The organism is Frankia sp. QA3 (assembly GCF_000262465.1).
GTDB lineage: Bacteria > Actinomycetota > Actinomycetes > Frankiales > Frankiaceae > Frankia.
In genome coordinates, this window is sequence record NZ_CM001489.1 from 5,246,741 (window position 1) to 5,265,041 (window position 18,301).

An 18,301-nucleotide genomic window follows, 5' to 3' on the forward strand; every position below is an offset into this window, starting at 1 on the left:
GTCCACCCTCACCACCCAAACCCTCACCCACCTGCACACCGACACCAGCAGCGACACCAGCGACACCACCAGCAGCCGGCCACGCTTCACCGCCACCCCACCTCCACCGCACCAAGCCCCCCACACCACCCTCGCCACCGCCCTGGCCACCCTCCACACCACAGGCCACACCCCCACACCCCCCACCACCAGCGCCGCCAGCACCGGCGCCGTCACCAGCGACGCCAGCACCGACAGCGACAGCGCCACCAGCACCAGCAGCGCCACCAGCACCAGCAGCGCCACCAGCACCAGCAGCGACGCCAGCCCGGCCAACCTCGCCGCCACCCTCCCCACCTACCCCTTCCAGCGCCGGCGCTACTGGTTGGAGGACCCGGCGTCGGCCGGGTCCGATCGGCAGGGGAGCCCACTCGACGCGGTCGACACCGGCTTCTGGGATGCCGTCCAGCACGCCGACGCGACCACCCTCGCCGACACCCTGGGGATCTCCGACCCGACGGACCAGAACGCGCTGGCCACCGTGCTGCCCGCGCTGAACTCCTGGTGGACGCGCCGGGTCACCGAGTCGCAGGCGGACTCGTGGCGGTACCGGATCGCCTGGCGACCGGTTCCGGAGAGCGCCCCGGCATCCCCGGCGTCCGAGGGCGACTGGCTCCTGGTGGTCGCGTCGGACCACGCCGACCATCCCCGGGTCGCCGCGTCGGCGCGGGCGCTGGAGGGCGGGGGCGCCACCGTGCGCCGGCTGGTCGTCCCGGCGAGCGCGGACCGCCGCACCCTGGCGACCGAGCTCACCCGCCTGCTCGTGGCCGCCGAAGCCGACCCGGCCGACACGGGTGCCGCCATCCCGACCGATTCACCGGACGCCGGCGCCCTCGGCACACCCCTCGACCGCGCCATCCCGAACGGCGCTGTCCCGAACGGCACAGCCCAGAACGGCACAGCCCCCAACGACACGGCCCCCAACGGCACAGCCCAGAACGCCGCGATCCCGCCGGCTGCCCCCGGCGGATCGGCGGTGGCGGGGGTGCTGTCCCTGCTGGCACTCGACGAGTCGGCGCATCCGGATGCCGCCGCCACGCCGCTCGGCATCGCAGGGACCGTCGCCCTGCTGCAGGCCCTGGACGACACCGGCCTCGACGCCCCGCTGTGGATCGTCACCGGCGGCGCCGTGTCGACGTCGGCGGCGGATCCCGTCACCCGACCGGCCGACGCGTTGCTGTGGGGCCTCGGCTCGATCTGCGCCGTGGAGCATCCGGGCCGCTGGGGCGGGGTCGTCGACCTTCCCGACCAGGTGGACGAGGAGGTCGAGCGGCTCCTGGCGACGGCGCTGCGAGCCGGCCACGGCGAGACGGAGCTCGCGCTGCGGCCGGGCGGCCTGCTGGCCCGCCGGCTGGTGCCCGCTCCGGCAGCCGCCCGGCACGCCCCGCTCCGGGTGACGGCGGCGTCCGCGGACATCGCCGCCGACCCGGCGGTCTCGGACACGACGATCCAGGATGCGGCGACCCGGGACGCGCAGGAGTCGGGCACGGTCGCCGGATGGGCGCCGGCCGGCACCGTTCTCATCACCGGCGGCACCGGGGCGCTCGGCGGGCACGTCGCCCGCTGGCTGGCCCGGGAGGGTGCCGCCCACCTGCTGCTGACGAGCCGGCGGGGCGAGCAGGCGCCCGGCGCCGCCGAACTCGCCACGGAGCTGCGCGCGCTGGGCGCCCGGGTCACGATCGCCGCGGTCGACGTGGGGGATCGTGACGCGCTCGCGGAGGTGATCGGCGGGATTCCCGCGGAGCTGCCGCTGCGCGCGGTCGTCCACACCGCGGCGGTCCTCGACGACGGCCTGGTCTCGGAGCTGACCCTGGAGCAGATCGACCGGGTGCTGCGGGTGAAGGTCGGTGGGGCGCTGAACCTGCACGAGCTGACCCGCGACGCCGATCTGGCGGCCTTCGTCCTGTTCTCCTCGATCGCCGGGACGGCGGGGATCACCGGCCAGGGCAACTACGCCCCCGGGAACGCGTTCCTCGACGCCTTCGCCGGTTACCGGCGCGCCGCCGGGCTGGTGGCCACCTCCATCGCCTGGGGCCAGTGGGACGGGGCGGGACTCGCCGAACCGGACGTGGAGCGCATCCTCGGCCGGTACGGGCTGCTGGCGATGGACCCGCAACCGGCGGTGCGGGCGCTGGCCGGCGCGTTGGCCGGCGACGAGACGCACCTGGCGATCGTGGCCGCCGACTGGCGGACGTTCTACCGGAGCCGGCCGCATCCCCTCGTCCACGAGCTGCCCGAGGTCGCCGCCGAACGCGGCGCCCTCGCCGAGCGCTCGGGCCGGCCGGCGGGCGCGACCGGCGGCGACGCCCCGGTGCTGGCGAGCCGGCTGGCCGAGCTCGACGGACCGGCACGCCGGGAGACGCTGCTCGCCATCGTCCGCGACCATGTCGCCGCCGTGCAGGGACACGCGTCGCCGGACGCGGTCGACGTCGACCGCGGGTTCCGTGACCAGGGCTTTGACTCCCTCGCCGCGGTGAACCTGCGCAACCGGCTGATCGCCGAGACGGGCCTGTCCCTGCCGGTCAGCCTGGTGTTCGACTACCCCACGGCCGCGGCGCTGACCGACCATCTGCTCGCCGAGCTGGTGCCGGACGAACCGGCCGGGCTGCCGGCCGTGCTGGCCGAGATCGACCGGCTGGAGTCGGCGCTGAGCGCCGTGGCCGAGGCGGACCGGGAGGCCGCGGCCGACCGGCTGCGGGACCTGCTCACCCGGTTGGGCGGACCGGCCGCGGACGGCGCGGCCGTCGCGGCCGAGCTGTCCACGGCCAGCGATGACGAACTCATCGACTTCATCGGCAAGACCCTCGGGATCTCCTGACCCCGCATCGCGAAAGAAGGTGGAACATGAGCGACGACCAGATTCGGTACCTCCTCAAGAGGGTGACCGCCGAGCTGCACGAAACCCGTGAGCGGCTGCGGGACGAGCGGGACGCTCGGGTGGAGCCGATCGCGATCGTCGGGATGGCCTGCCGGTTTCCGGGCGGGGTCGGCTCCGCGCAGGAGCTGTGGGAGCTGGTCGCCGAGGGCCGGGACGCGATCGGCGAGTTCCCGACGGACCGCGGCTGGGACGTCGACGAGCTGTTCGACCCCGACCCGGACGCGACGGGGAAGTCGTACACGAGGCACGGCGGGTTCCTGACCGACGCCGCCGGTTTCGACGCCGAGTTCTTCGGGATCTCGCCGCGCGAGGCGCTCGCCCTCGACCCGCAGCAGCGGCTGCTGCTGGAAACCACCTGGGAGGCGTTCGAGCAGGCCGGGATCGACCCGACGGCCCTGCGCGGCAGCCGCACCGCGGTGTTCACCGGAACGAACGGGCAGGACTACGGCGACACGGTGCGTCAGCCGCCGCCGGAGCTGGAGGCCTACCTCGGGCTGGGGACGCTCGGCAGCGTGCTGTCCGGGCGGATCTCCTACACGTTCGGCTTCGAGGGGCCGTCGGTCACCGTCGACACGGCCTGCTCGTCCGCCCTGGTCGCCCTGCACCTGGCCGCGCAGGCGCTACGCAACGGCGAAACCGACCTCGCCGTCGCCAGCGGGGTGACGGTGATGGCCTCCCCGGCCGCCTTCGTCGAGTTCTCCCGCCAGCGGGGCCTGGCCTCCGACGGGCGGTGCAAGGCCTTCGCCGACGCCGCCGACGGCACCGGTTGGGGCGAGGGCGCCGGCGTCCTGCTCGTCGAACGGCTCTCCGACGCCCAACGCCACGGCCACCCCATCCTCGCCCTCGTCCGCGGCAGCGCGGTCAACTCCGACGGCGCTTCCAACGGCCTGACCGCGCCGAACGGCCCGTCCCAGCAGCGGGTCATCCGCGCCGCGCTGGCCGGCGCCCGGCTCACCCCCGCCGACGTCGACGCCGTCGAGGCCCACGGCACCGGCACCGCGCTGGGCGACCCGATCGAGGCCCACGCGCTGCTGACCGTCTACGGTCGCAACCGCCCGGCCGACCGGCCGCTCTACCTCGGCTCGGTGAAGTCGAACATCGGCCACACCCAGGCCGCCGCCGGCGCCGCCGGGGTCATCAAGATCGTGCAGGCGATCCGCGCGGGCCTGCTGCCGCCGACCCTGCACGTCGACGAGCCGTCCACCCAGGTGGACTGGTCGGTCGGCGGGGTCGAGGTGCTCACCGAGGCCCGCGCCTGGCCCGAGACCGGCGCCCCCCGCCGGGCCGGGGTGTCGGCGTTCGGCGTCAGCGGCACCAATGCCCACGTCATCATCGAACAGGCCCCGGCCGCCGCGAACACGGTCGATCCGGCCGATCCGGCCGCGTCGGGTGCGGGTGCGGGTGCGACCGAAGCGCTTCCGGTGCTGGTACCGCTGTCGGCGCGTAGCCCCGAGGCGCTGCGCGACCAAGCCCGTCGCCTCGCCGCCCACCTGCGCGCCGACGACGACAGCCACAGCCACAGCCACAGCGACAGCGACAGCGACAGCCGCAGCGACGACCGCAGCGATGGCCACAGCACCGATCGTGTGCCGCTGCCGACGCTGGCCCGCGCCCTGGCGACCCGCACCGTCTTCCCGCACCGCGCCGTCGCCCTCGCCACCAGCACCGACGATCTACTCGCCGGCCTCGACCACCTCGCCGACGGTCGCCCCGGTCCGTCGGTGGTCACCGGCCAGGCCGGCACCGGAAAACTCGCCTTCGCCTTCTCCGGCCAGGGCAGCCAGTACCCCCGCATGGGCCACGACCTGTACACCACGCACCCGGTCTACCGCCGCGCCCTCCAGGACGCGGCCGACGCCCTGAATCCCCACCTTGAACAGCCCCTGTTCGACATCCTCCACGCCGACCCCGACGGTCCGCTGGCGTCGACGATTCATCACACCGCCTGGACCCAACCCACCCTGTTCGCGCTTCAGACCGCCCTCTACCGACTCGTGACCAGCCACGGCGTCGTCCCCGACTATCTGGTCGGCCACAGCCTCGGCGAGATCACCGCCGCCCACCTCGCCGGGGTGCTCTCCCTCGACGACGCCGCCCGCCTCGTCGCCACCCGCGCCCGCCTGCTCGCCAGCCTTCCTCCCGGCGGCGGCATGCTCACCCTGCACACCGACGAGACCACCGCCCGCGAGCTGATCGCCGAGCAGCCCGCCCTCGACGTCGCCGCGGCCAACAGCCCCACCAACACCGTCATCGCCGGCGACGCCGACGAGCTGGCCCACATCGCCACCCTCGCGACCGAGCGCGGAATCCGCAGCAGATTCCTCACCGTCAGCCACGCCTTCCACAGCCCGCTGACCGATCCGATCCTCGCTTCCTTCCACGCCACCACCAGCGCCCTCGCCTACCGGCAACCCACCATCCCGCTGATCGCCGGTCTCACCGGCAACCTGGCCGTCGACGGCGACCACACCACCGCGGACTACTGGACCCGCCACATCCGTGATGCCGTCCGCTACGCCGACGGCATCACCACCCTCCGCGCCCGCGGTGTCACCACCTACCTCGAACTCGGCCCCGACACCACCCTCACCACGCTCACCACCCAAACCCTCACCACCCTCGAGGGCAGCGACACCAGCGACAGCACCGCAGGGAGTCGGCCACGTTTCACCGCCGCCCCCACCCTCCACCGCACCAAGCCCCCCACCACCACCCTCGCCACCGCCCTCGCCACCCTGCACACCGAAGGCCACACCCCCACACCCCCCATCACCAGTAGCACCAGCACCAGCGGCGCCACCGCCGACAGCACCAGCCCCGGCAGCGACGGCAAAAACCCCACCAGCGAAGACGCCACCGCCGGCGGCACCGACCTGGCCCGCCTCGCGGCCACCCTCCCCACGTACCCCTTCCAGCGCCAGCGGTACTGGCTGGAAGGCTCGCCCGACGCTCCCGGTGACCTCTCCGTGGCCGGCCTGCGTTCGGCCGGGCATCCACTGCTCGGCGCCGTCGTCCGGCTTGCCACCGACGACACCGCCGTGCACACCGGACGGCTCGCGGCGACGGCCCAGCCGTGGCTCGCCGACCACCTCGTGCAGGGCAGCGTCGTCGTGCCCGGCACCGCCTTCGTCGAGCTGGCGCTGCACGCCGGCGACGACCTCGGCGCCGATCTGCTGGACGAGCTCGTCGTCGAGGCGCCACTCGTCATTCCCGAACGGGGCGCCGTCGTCATCCAGGTGACCGTCGCGGCCCCCGACGACACCGGCCGCCGACCCGTCACCGTCCACTCCCGGCCGCAGGCCGATCCGAACGGCGGCGCTGCCGACGACGGCGACTGGACCCGGCACGCCAGCGGCACGCTCGTTTCCGCCGCCCAGTCACCGGCCCCCCTGGAGGTGACGACGCAGGACGCGGCATCGCCGGAAGCATGGCCACCGGCCGAGGCGGACGCATTGGATCTCACCGACGGCTACGCCGAGCTGGCCGCGTCCGGGCTCGCCTACGGGCCCGCCTTCCAGGGCCTGCGCGCCGCCTGGCGCGACGGCGACGACCTCTACGCCGAGGTCACCCTGCCGGATCCACGGGCGGACCAGAGCCACGGTGCCGCCTTCGGGATGCATCCCGCGCTGCTCGACGCCGCCTTCCACGCCGCCGCGCTGCACCGGCTGCCGGACACCCCGGCGGCCCACAGCCGGCTGCCCTACGCGTGGAACGGCGTGCGCCTGCACGCCACCGGCGCCACCAGCCTGCGCGTCCGCATCGCCGTCCACGGCGCCGACGAGATCTCCCTGCACGCCACCGACCCCGCCGGCGCCCCCGTCATCACCGTCGACTCCCTGGTCTCCCGGCTGGTGTCGGCCGAGCAGGTCGCTGCGGCGCGGCGCGAGGCCGCAGGCGCGGATCTTCTCTACGAGGTGACCTGGCCGGAGCTGCCGGTCACCGGCCCCGGCACGGCCGCGGGTGCCTGGGCGGTGCTGGGAGAGACCAGCGGCGAGCTGGTCACGGCCCTGGCGACGGCCGGCATCGAGGCGCGGGCGGTGGCGGATCTCGCCACGCTGGACGCCGCCGCAGCGGACGCACCTGACGCGGTGGACGCACCTGACGCAGCGGACGCACCTGACGCGGTGGACGCGGAGGCCCCGCAGGTGGTGCTCGTCCACGTACCCGCGCTGTCGGCCATCGGGCCGGGCGAGGCGGGGCCGGACGGCGTCACGGACAGCGAGATCCCGGCGCTGGCCAAGGCCACGGCGGCCGCCGTCCTCCCGCTCCTGCAGGACTGGGTGCGCGCGGACCGGCCCGGCAGCGCCCTCGCCGTCCTCACCACCGGTGCGGTCAGCGTCGCCGGCGAGGCTCTCGACCTGACCACCGCGCCCCTGACCGGTCTGCTGCGCACCGCCGTCGCCGAGCATCCCGGCCGGGTTCTGCATGTCGACCTCGACGGCGACCCGGCCAGCCGCGCGAACCTCCCGGCGACGATCATCGCCGCGCTGGCGGCGGAGGAACCCCACCTCGCCCTGCGCCGCGGCATCGCCCACACCCCACGGCTCACCCCCATCCCGCGACCCATCCCCATCCCGCGACCCATCCCCGTCCCGGCCGCGGACGCCGCCGGCTCATCGGCGACCAGCCCGGACCGCACCTCGACCTCGACCGGGACCGGGATCGGGACCGGCGACGCTCAGCGTGACATCACCGCCGACCCGGCGGATCCGGCGGGCTGGAACCTCGACCCCGACGGCACCGTCCTCATCACCGGCGGCCTCGGCACCCTCGCCCAACACCTCGCCCGCCACCTCATCACCCACCACCACACCCGCCACCTCCACCTCACCAGCCGCACCGGCCCCCACCACCCCCACGCCCAGAAACTGCGCACCGAACTCGAAAACCTCGGCGCCACCATCACCATCACCGCCACCGACACCACCAACCCCGAACAGCTTCAACACCTCCTCAACACCATCCCCGCCACCCACCCCCTCACCGCCGTCCTCCACACCGCCGGCACCCTCGACGACACCACCCTGACCAACCTCACCGAAGACCGCCTCCACACCGTCCTGGCCCCCAAAATCGACGGCGCCTGGCACCTCCACCACCTCACCCGCCACCACCCCCTCAAAGCCTTCGTCCTCTACTCCTCCATCGCCGGCATCACCGGCAACCCCGGCCAAGCCAACTACGCCACCGCCAACACCTTCCTCGACGCCCTCGCCCACCACCGCCACACCCAAGGCCTACCCGCCACCAGCCTCGCCTGGGGACTCTGGGACGACACCAGCACCCTCACCGAGAACCTCACCGCCGCCGACCGGGCCAGGCTCGGCGCCGGTGGTCTGCGGCCGCTGTCACCCGCCGACGGCCTCGCCCTGTTCGACGCCGCCGGCACCCTCGACCAGCCGCTGCTCGTCCCCGCCGCCCTCGACCTGGCCACGATCCGCGCCCAGTCCGCCCAGCGCGGCGTGCCGCCGCTGCTGCGCGCCCTCGTTCCCCCGGTGCGGCGCGCCGCGGGTGCGGGCGTCGAGACGGCCGGTGCGGGCGGCTCGTCGCTCGCCCGCCGGCTCGCCGAGCTGGCGCAGGCCGACCGGCATGCCGAGGCGCTCACCGCGGTGCGCCGCGAGATCGCCGCGGTGCTCGGACACGCCACCGCGGACGGCATCGCCGCCGACCGGGCGTTCAGCGCCCTCGGCCTGGACTCGCTGACCGCCGTCGAGCTGCGCAACCGGCTGAACACCGCCACCGGCCTACGCCTGCCCGCCACCCTCACCTTCGACCATCCCACCCCGGACGCGCTCGCCGCACACCTGGTCACCACCCTCGCGGCCGACGACGCGCACCCGGTCGGCGCCGGCACCGGGCCCGCCACGTCCACCACGACCGACGAGCCGATCGCGATCGTCGGGATGGCCTGCCGGCTGCCGGGCGGGGTCACCACGCCGGAGGAGCTCTGGGAGCTGGTCGCCGAGGGCCGGGACGCGATCAGCGAGTTCCCGACGGACCGCGGCTGGGATCTGGCGCAGCTCTACGATCCCGACCCGGACGCGGCGGGCAAGTCCTACGCCCGCCACGGTGGGTTCCTGCACGACGCGGCCGACTTCGACGCCGAGTTCTTCGGCATCTCCCCCCGCGAAGCCCTCGCCACCGACCCCCAGCAACGCCTCCTGCTCGAAACGAGCTGGGAAGCCATCGAACGCGCCGGCATTGACCCCACCACCCTGCGCGGCAGCACCACCGGCGTCTTCGCCGGCGTCATGTACCACGACTACGGCACCCGGCTACGCGAGGTGCCGCCGGAGCTGGAGGGCTACCTCGGCACCGGCATCGCCGGCAGCGTGGCCTCGGGCCGGATCTCCTACACGTTCGGCTTCGAGGGACCGTCGGTCACCATCGACACCGCCTGCTCCTCCTCCCTGGTCGCCCTGCACCTCGCCGCCCAGGCCCTGCGCAGCGGCGAGGCCGACCTGGCGCTGGCCGGCGGCGTGGCCGTGATGGCGACGCCCACCGAGTTCATCGAGTTCTCCCGGCAGCGCGGCCTCGCCCGCGACGGGCGGTGCAAGGCGTTCGCCGCCGCCGCCGACGGCGTCGGCTGGGCCGAGGGCGCCACCATGCTCCTCGTCGAACGGCTCTCCGACGCCCAACGCCACGGCCATCCCGTGCTCGCCGTGGTCCGCGGCAGCGCCGTCAACCAGGACGGCGCCTCCAACGGCCTCACCGCGCCGAACGGCCCGGCCCAGCAGCGGGTCATCCGCGCCGCCCTCGCCGCCGCCGGCCTCGCCCCGGCCGACGTCGACGCGGTCGAAGGCCACGGCACCGGCACGCCGCTCGGCGACCCCATCGAGGCCCAGGCCATCGTCGCCACCTACGGCCGCGAGCGGCCCGCCGACCGACCGCTGTGGCTCGGCAGCCTCAAGTCCAACATCGGCCACACCCAGGCCGCCGCCGGCGCCGCCGGTGTCATCAAGACCGTCCTCGCCCTCCAGCACGGCCTACTGCCCCGCACCCTGCACGTCGACGAACCCAGCCCCCACGTCGACTGGACCGAAGGCGACGTCGCGCTCCTCACCGAGAACCGGCCCTGGCCCGACACCGACCGACCGCGACGCGCCGCCGTCTCCTCCTTCGGCATCAGCGGCACCAACGCCCACATCATCATCGAACAGGCACCCACGGACGCGGACGCTCTCGCCGCCGGTCCGGCTCAGGCCGACGCGGACGGCGTGCCCGCGGATGGCGTGCCAGCCGACGGTGTGCCAGCCGACGGTGTGCCAGCCGACGGTGTGCCAGCCGACGGCGTGCCAGCCGACGGCGCGGCCGCGCTGCCGGTGCTGGTGCCGCTGTCCGCGCGCAGCCCCGAAGCCCTCCAGGCACTGGCCCGCCGCCTTACCACCCACCTACGCCGCAACCCGACCAGCCCGGAGCTGCCGGCATTGGCCCGCGCGCTGGCGACCCGCACCGTCTTCCCCCACCGCGCCGTCGCCCTCGCCACCACCACCGAAAGCCTGCTCGCCGGCCTCGACCGCCTCCGCGACGGCAATCCCGATCCCCGCGTGATCACCGGCCAGGCCGGGGCGGGCAAGCTCGCCTTCGCCTTCTCCGGTCAGGGCAGCCAGTACCCCCGCATGGGCCACGCCCTCTACGCCACCCACCCCGTCTACCGCCAAGCCCTCCACGACGCCGCCGACGCCCTCAACCCCCACCTCGACCAACCCCTGCTCGACATCCTCCACGCCCACCCCGACCATCCCGACAGCGCGACCATCCACCACACCGCCTGGACCCAACCCACCCTGTTCGCCCTCCAAACCGCCCTCTACCAGCTCATCACCGCCCACGGCATCACCCCCGACTACCTCATCGGCCACAGCCTCGGCGAAATCACCGCCGCCCACCTCGCCGGCATCCTCACCCTCGACGACGCCGCCCGCCTCGTCGCCACCCGCGCCCGCCTACTCGCCGCCCTCCCCCCCGGCGGCGGCATGCTCACCCTCCACACCGACGAGACCACCGCCCGCAGTCTCATCGCCGACCAACCCACCCTCGACATCGCCGCGGTGAACAGCCCCACCAACACCGTCATCGCCGGCGACACCCCCACCCTCACCCGCATCGCCAAACACGCCACCACCCAAGGCATCCGCAGCCGCAAACTCACCGTCAGCCACGCCTTCCACAGCCCCCTCACCGACCCCATCCTCACCCCCTTCCACACCACCGCGACCAGCCTGACCTTCCACCAGCCCACCCTCCCCCTCATCACCGGGCTGACCGGTGCTCTGCCCACCGACGGCGACCACACCACCGCCGACTACTGGACCCGCCACATCCGCCACACCGTCCGCTACACCGACGGCGTCACCACCCTCCACCAGAACGGCGTCACCACCTACCTCGAACTCGGACCCGACACCACCCTGTCCACCCTCACCACCCAAACCCTCACCCACCTGCACACCGACACCAGCAGCGACACCAGCGACACCACCAGCAGCCGGCCACGCTTCACCGCCACCCCCACCCTCCACCGCACCAAGCCCCCCACCACCACCCTCGCCACCGCCCTGGCCACCCTCCACACCACAGGCCACACCCCCACACCCCCCACCACCAGCGCCGCCAACACCGACAGCACCACCGCCACCGCCACCGGCGACAACATCGGCAGCGACCCCGCCCGCCTCGCGGCCACCCTCCCCACCTACCCCTTCCAGCGCCAGCGCTACTGGCTGCGGGAGGCGTCGACCGGTGGGCACAGCGTCGCCGGGCTCGGCCTCGCCAGCGCGGACCATCCGCTGCTCGGCGCGGTCATCGGACTGGCCGACCAGGACGGGGTGCTGTTCTCCGGCCGGCTCTCGCTGGCGACCCATCCCTGGCTGGCCGACCACACGGTGCAGGGCAACGTGCTCGTGCCCGGCACCGCCTTCGTCGAGCTGGCGCTGCGGGCCGGCGACGACCTCGGCGCGGGGGCGTTGGACGAACTGGTCTTCGAGGCGCCGCTCATCCTGTCCGAACGCGCCGCGGTCGCCATCCAGGTCACCGTCGCCGCCCCTGACGACACCGGTCGCCGCCCCGTCGCCGTCCACTCCCGGCCGCAGGACATGCCCGACGCCGCGTGGACCCGGCACGCCAGCGGGGTCTTCGCCGCCGCCGGCGACGGTGGCGGAGACGTCGGCGAGCCCCGAAGCGCTGACCGCGTGGCCGCCGCCGGACGCGCTGGAGGTGCCGGTCGGGGACGTCTATCCGGCGCTGGCCGCGTCGGGGCTGGCCTACGGGCCCGCCTTCCAGGGCCTGCACGCCGCCTGGCGCGACGGCGACGACCTGTACGCCGAGGTCACCCTCCCCGACGCCGGGAGCGACCAGCACCAGTCCGCCGCCTTCGGGGTGCATCCCGCGCTGCTCGACGCGGCCGTGCACCTGTCGGTCTTCCACGGGCTCGCGGACGTACCCGCGGGCCACAGCCGGCTGCCGTTCGCCTGGAACGGCGTGCGCCTGCACGCCACCGGCGCCACCAGCCTGCGCGTCCACATCGCCATCCATGGCACCGACGAGATCTCCCTGCACGCCACCGACCCCACCGGCGCCCCCGTCATCACCGTCGACTCGCTGCTGGCCCGGGTGGTCTCCGCCGAGCAGCTCGCCGCGGCCCGGCGCCGCCGTTCGGACTCGCTCTACGAGGTGGCCTGGCCGCCCCTGCGGCTGGCCTGCGCGGATTCACCGGCCACGGCGGCTTCAGCGGCCACCGGCTGGGCCGTCGTCGGCGCCGACGCCGGCGAGGCGGTACCGGCCGAGCTCGGGGCGAGCGTCACCCGGACGGATCAGCCCGACCTCGCGTCCCTCGTCGCGGCGATCGAGGCTGGCGCGGCCGTTCCCGACCTCGTCGTCCTCCCCCTCGGCGCTTCGGACCTCGCACGCCCCACCGACGCCTCGGACATCCCGGACGTCCCCGCCGCCGCGCGGGCGGCCACGGAGCGGGCGTTGGAGCTGCTGCGGACCTACCTGTCCGACCGCCGGCTGGACACGACCCGGCTCGCGCTCCTCACCTCCGGCGCGGTCAGCATCGCCGGGGAGGACGTCGACCTGACCACGGCGCCCCTGACCGGTCTGCTGCGCACCGCCCAGAGCGAGCACCCCGACCGCATCCTGCTGCTCGACCTCGACGGCGATTCCGACAGCCGCGCCAACCTGCCCGCGGCCATCGCCGCCGCCCTGGCCACCGGCGAACACCAGATCGCCCTGCGCCGCGGCACCGCCCACACCCCACGTCTCGTCCCGGCAGCCGCAGCGGCCGCCGCACCCGATGCGGCAGACCCGGCGGATCCGGCGGGCTGGAACCTCGACCCCGACGGCACCGTCCTCATCACCGGCGGCCTCGGCACCCTCGCCCAACACCTCGCCCGCCACCTCATCACCCACCACCACACCCGCCACCTCCACCTCACCAGCCGCACCGGCCCCCACCACCCCCACGCCCAGAAACTGCGCACCGAACTCGAAAACCTCGGCGCCACCATCACCATCACCGCCACCGACACCACCAACCCCGAACAGCTCCAACACCTCCTCGACACCATCCCCGCCACCCACCCCCTCACCGCCGTCCTCCACACCGCCGGCACCCTCGACGACACCACCCTGACCAACCTCACCGAAGACCGCCTCCACACCGTCCTGGCCCCCAAAATCGACGGCGCCTGGCACCTCCACCACCTCACCCGCCACCACCCCCTCAAAGCCTTCGTCCTCTACTCCTCGCTCGCGGGGCTCGTCGGCGGAGCCGGGCAGGGCAGCTACACCGCGGCGAACACCTTCCTCGACGCCCTCGCCCACCACCGCCGCGCCCAGGGACTCCCCGCCACCAGCCTCGCCTGGGGACTCTGGGACGACACCAGCACGTTCACCGAGAACCTCACCGCCGCCGACCGGGCCCGCATCGCGCAGAGCGGTCTGCGGTCGCTGCCGCCCGCCGACGGCCTCGCCCTGTTCGACGCCGCCGGCACCCTCGACCAGCCGCTGCTCGTCCCCGCCGCCCTCGACGTCGCCACGATCAGCCGGCGGGCAGCCACGGACGGGGCGGTCCCCCCGCTGCTGCGCGGCCTCGTCCGCCCGGCTCGCCGGGGTGCCGCGCAGGGCGCCGCGGCGTCGCGTGGGGACGCCGCGGCGGTGCGCGACCGGCTGACGGCGGCCCCCGACGAACAGCGGGAGTCGATCCTGCTCGAGCACGTCCGCCACGAGGTCGCGGCGGTGCTGGGCCACCGCGACGTCGACACCGTCGAGGCCGAGCGGGACTTCGGCGAGCTGGGCCTGGACTCGCTGACCGCCGTCGAGCTGCGCAACCGGCTCAACACCGCCACCGGCCTGCGCCTGCCCGCCACCCTCACCTTCGACCACCCGAGCGCGGCCGCGCTCGCCGCGTACCTCGCCGAGCAGCTCGCGAAGGTCCTGGCCGCCGCGCCCGCCACGGGCGGCGCCACCACGCCGGCGGGCGGGCCTGCGGCGGGCCGCACGACCGTCATCGGCCCGCAGGAGGGGCCGCTGTCCGAGCTGTACCAGGCGTTGTGCGCGCGGGACAACTTCGCGGCCGCGGCGCAGCTGCTGGTCGTCGCCTCGGCCCTGCGCCCCGTCTTCGACGCGGCCGACAGCGCCCGGCACGCCGTGCCGACACTCCAGCTCGCCGAGGGCCCGGAGCTCGCCGAGGGCCCGGCCCGCCACCGGCTGATCTGCTTCCCGGCGATGAGCGCGATCTCCGGGCCGCACGAGTACGCCCGGCTCGGCACGCTGCTGCGCGGCGAACGCGACGTGTTCGTGCTGCCCTCGCCGGGCTACGACGAGAGCGACCACGTCCCGATCGACGAGCCCACCTACATCGAGATGCATGTGCGGGAGGTGACCAGGCTGGTCGGGGACGAGCCGTTCGTCCTCGTCGGCCGCTCGATGGGCGGGGTCGTAGCACACGCGGTGGCGGCGGAGCTGGAGAACGCCGGAATCACCCCGTCCGGGCTGGTGCTCGTCGACAGCTACCCGCCGGAGAGCGCCGTCCGCGAGGGGATGGCGGACTGGTGGCTGACCGCGATGATCACCGGGATGCTGGACCGGGTCGATCGCTACCAGATGGTCTGGAGCGACGCGAGCCTGACCACGATGGGCGCCTACGTACGGGTCTTCAACGGCTGGCAGGCCAAGCCGGTCGCCGCCCCGACGCTGCTCATCCGGGCGGCGGACCCGCTGCGGCGGACGATCATCGATCCGGCGGACCCGGACGGCTGGCAGGCGTACTGGACCACGCCGCACACGACGGTGGACGTGCCCGGTGAGCACTTCTCGATCCTGGAGGAGCACTCGCCGACGACGGTGGCGGCGATCCGTCAGTTCATCGACTCCCTCGCCTGACGCCGGGCGGCCGGCGCGGCTACGTACTTCTACCTAGCCGCGCCGGGACCATTCCTGGTTGGCCGTCCGTCGCCGTCCGGGCCGACCGTCCGGGCCAGGCCGTTCTTTGTTGTGCGGACCCGGAGAAGAAGCAATCGGAAAGCAGCCCGCAGTGTTTCCGATCCCGGTAGGGTTGAGAAACATCAGCGACACACCGGGCGGCGCGACCACCGGTGGGAATAACACAGCCGATCCATCCGGCCCAGGTACTGCCGGATTACTACACGCATGTTGCGGGCCCGTTCGACGAACGACCGCGGGTGCGGGAGAGAAGAGTCGACATGGCCAGGGGAGCAGTCGTCGTCACCGGCGCCGCGGCCGGGATCGGCGAGGCATGCGTCGACCTGTTCGCCGAACGCGGGTTCGGCGTCGTCGCCGTCGACGTGTCCGAGGAGGGCCTGGCCAAGCTCGGCACCCGCGAGGACGTGGTCACCCTCGTCGGTGACGTGGCGGACCCGGCGACGAACGACGCCATGGTTGCCCTGGCGGTCGAGCGCTTCGGCCGGCTCGACACGGCGGTGCTCAACGCTGGTCTCGGGGGCGCCCCGCCGATCGAGGCGGCCGGTGCCGCCGAGAGCCTCGACACGATCTACGCCGTGAACGTCCGCGGCCTGGTGCTGGGGATCCGCGCGGCCGCCCCGGCACTGCGGGCCGCCGGGGGCGGGTCGATCGTGGTGACGTCGTCCGGCGCCGGGCTGCGGGGCGACCCGTACACCTGGGCCTACAACACCACGAAGGCCGCGGCGAACAACCTGGTGCGCTCCGCCGCCCTGGACTACGCCTTCGAGGGCATCCGGATCAACGCCGTCGCCCCCGGGCTCACCGAGACCCCGCGCACCGCCGGCCAGCGTGCCGACCCGGCCTTCGCCGCGGCGGTGACCCGGCGCGTCCCGCTGGGACGCTGGGCGCGGCCGGCGGAGCAGGCCGAGGTCATCTGGTTTCTCGCGTCCCCGGCGGCGTCGTACATCACCGGCGCCGTCATACCGGTCGACGGCGGTCTCTCCGCCTCCAACGGAATTCTGCTGCCGCCCACCTACCACGGTGAGCCGCCGCAGTAGTCCGTCAACGGACGATCAGGAAATAAGAACGTCTCGAAAATCCAACCGGGAAAGGATCGGAATGAGCATCGAGGCCAACAAGGAGATCGCGCGGCGGCTTTACGAGGAGGTGGTGAACTTCGGGAAGGCGGAGCTGCTGGAGACGTTCGTCGCCGACGACGGGGACGACGCCACCCGCCAGCACGCCGGCTGGTCCATCGGCCGCGCCGGTTTCCGGGAACACCTCGAGTGGCTGCGGACGGCGGTTCCGGACGTGCGCACCACGGTGACCGATCTCGTCGCCGAGGGCGACCGGGTGGTCGTGTACTGGCGGATCGAGGGCACCCATCAGGGCGAGCTGTTCGGCGCGCCCGCGACCGGGAAGCCCATCGACGCCACCAGCATCAGCCTCGTCACCTTCCGGGACGGCCAGATCGTCAACTACAGCGTGCTGCCGGACCGTCTCACCATCCTGCGCCAGGTCGGCGCCATCGCCGCCGCCTGAGCGCGCCGGCCGCGACGGGAGGACCGCATGAGCACGAAGCTGTCGGCCACCGATCTCGCCGAGATCGGACAGACCCTGGCCCTGTTCTCGCATGTGTTCGACAACCGGCAGGCCGACGCCCTCGGGCTGGTGTTCACCGAGGACGTCGCGGTCGAGTTCCAACGCAGCGGCAGGTCGCTGCGCGGGCTCGCCGAGGTGGCGGAGTTCCAGCGCCAGCTACCACCCGAAGCCGCCGACCATCAGACGGTGAGCACCGTGGTCCTGTCCGACCCGGACGGCACGGTGCGGGCGGTGAGCCGCTACCTCGCCGTGCTCGCCGACGGTTCGGTGACCAACGGCGAGTACCGCGACGTCCTGGTCCGGACCGACGGCGGATGGCGGATCGCCGCCCGGCAGATCGTGCCCCGCTACCCCCTGGCCGCCGGCTCGCCGGACGCCGCGGGGCCGGTCGTCCAGCAGCCGCTCCCCGAACAGTGGCGGGCATCGGCCGACCGGCTGCCGAACCTGGTGCCGTAACCCGGCCCGGCCCGGCCGGGCACCGGCCGGGCCGTCATCCCGCCAGTCCGCCTGACGGGGTGCTCGGCACGAGGTTGAGCAGCTCGCACAGGTCGCGCAGCTCGTCGCGGTACAGCCGGGCCGGGTCGTTCACCTGCGGCCGCAGGTGGCCGTACACCTCCAGCGCGACGAGACCGTGCAGGCGGCCCCAGATCCGCAGCGACAGCGCGGCGGCGTCGGGCGGGAAGTCGGGAAACGAGGTGCGGGCCATCTCGGCGAAGTCGGGCCGGAAGTCCGACCAGGTGTACGAGCCGGCGACCGGAGCGGCGCGGACCGGCTCACCGGTGGCCACCCCGGCGGCCCCGGCGGCCCGGGTGGCCTCGATGCCGGGCCAGGCCGCGGCGACGATCCTGATCAGGACGCCGCAGGCCCGATGCTCGGCCGCGAGTTCGGCGCCGTCGTCGCGCACCTGGTAGCCGGGGATCGGGTCGCCGTACACGAGCTGGAACTCCGGGGGTCTGCCGATCGCCCACTGCCGGTAGGTCACGCCGACGGCCTCCAGCTGGCCCGCCGGGTCGTCAGGCCGGGAGCGGCGCGCGGCCTCCAGCGCCTGGGCAAGGGAGTCGTACACGTCGACGATCAGGGCGGTGATCAGGTCGTCCCTGGTGTCGTAGTAGCTGTACAGCGCGCCGGCGGTCATCCCCATCTCCCGGGCGATCGCCCGCAGCGACAGGCCGGCCGCGCCCTGCTCGGCCATGTGACGAAGCGCGATTTCCTTGATGTCCCGCACGGTCTCGACCCGCAGGCGCTCCCGCCGACTCAGCTTCACTCCGTCCACTCTTGACACCTTACAATGCCCAACTACTATACGGCGTTCAGAGACAGATGCCCGTTCAGCAACCAGTCGTCGAGCAGAAACACAAC

General features: G+C 74.0%; 6 protein-coding genes and 2 pseudogenes. 6 read left to right on the forward strand and 2 right to left on the reverse strand.

What is annotated here, in order from left to right; genetic code table 11:
* On the reverse strand, window positions 1–327 hold a 327-nt coding region (locus FRAQA3DRAFT_RS38885; protein WP_369809370.1), incomplete at its 3' end, for a hypothetical protein.
* Between the two features lie 37 nt (window positions 328–364).
* Here FRAQA3DRAFT_RS38885 and FRAQA3DRAFT_RS38890 point away from each other — a divergent pair.
* The 6 genes and pseudogenes from FRAQA3DRAFT_RS38890 to FRAQA3DRAFT_RS21580 form a co-directional block, all read left to right on the forward strand.
* Window positions 365–2,023, forward strand: a pseudogene (locus tag FRAQA3DRAFT_RS38890) (SDR family NAD(P)-dependent oxidoreductase); the annotation flags it as partial.
* A gap of 53 nt (window positions 2,024–2,076) precedes the next feature.
* A pseudogene (locus FRAQA3DRAFT_RS38895) lies at window positions 2,077–11,943 on the forward strand (SDR family NAD(P)-dependent oxidoreductase); the annotation flags it as partial.
* Between the two features lie 127 nt (window positions 11,944–12,070).
* Entirely contained in the window at window positions 12,071–15,301 is a 3,231-nt protein-coding gene (locus FRAQA3DRAFT_RS35340) for a type I polyketide synthase (RefSeq protein WP_198286953.1), read from the forward strand.
* A 320-nt stretch (window positions 15,302–15,621) separates the two neighbouring features.
* A complete protein-coding gene (locus FRAQA3DRAFT_RS21570) occupies window positions 15,622–16,398 on the forward strand; it encodes an SDR family NAD(P)-dependent oxidoreductase (protein ID WP_009741175.1) in 777 nt (258 codons plus the stop codon).
* 61 nt (window positions 16,399–16,459) lie between these two features.
* Window positions 16,460–16,882 (forward strand): ester cyclase, encoded by a 423-nt coding sequence (locus FRAQA3DRAFT_RS21575; RefSeq protein ID WP_009741176.1) that lies wholly within the window; start codon window positions 16,460–16,462, stop codon window positions 16,880–16,882.
* 27 nt (window positions 16,883–16,909) lie between these two features.
* Window positions 16,910–17,398 (forward strand): nuclear transport factor 2 family protein, encoded by a 489-nt coding sequence (locus FRAQA3DRAFT_RS21580; RefSeq protein ID WP_009741177.1) that lies wholly within the window; start codon window positions 16,910–16,912, stop codon window positions 17,396–17,398.
* Window positions 17,399–17,432: 34 nt separating this feature from the next.
* On the opposite strand, the gene FRAQA3DRAFT_RS21585 is transcribed toward FRAQA3DRAFT_RS21580, so the two are convergent.
* Complete coding sequence (locus FRAQA3DRAFT_RS21585) at window positions 17,433–18,215, reverse strand: TetR/AcrR family transcriptional regulator (RefSeq protein WP_009741178.1); 783 nt, start codon at window positions 18,213–18,215, stop codon at window positions 17,433–17,435.
* Between the last annotated feature and the right edge of the window lie 86 nt (window positions 18,216–18,301).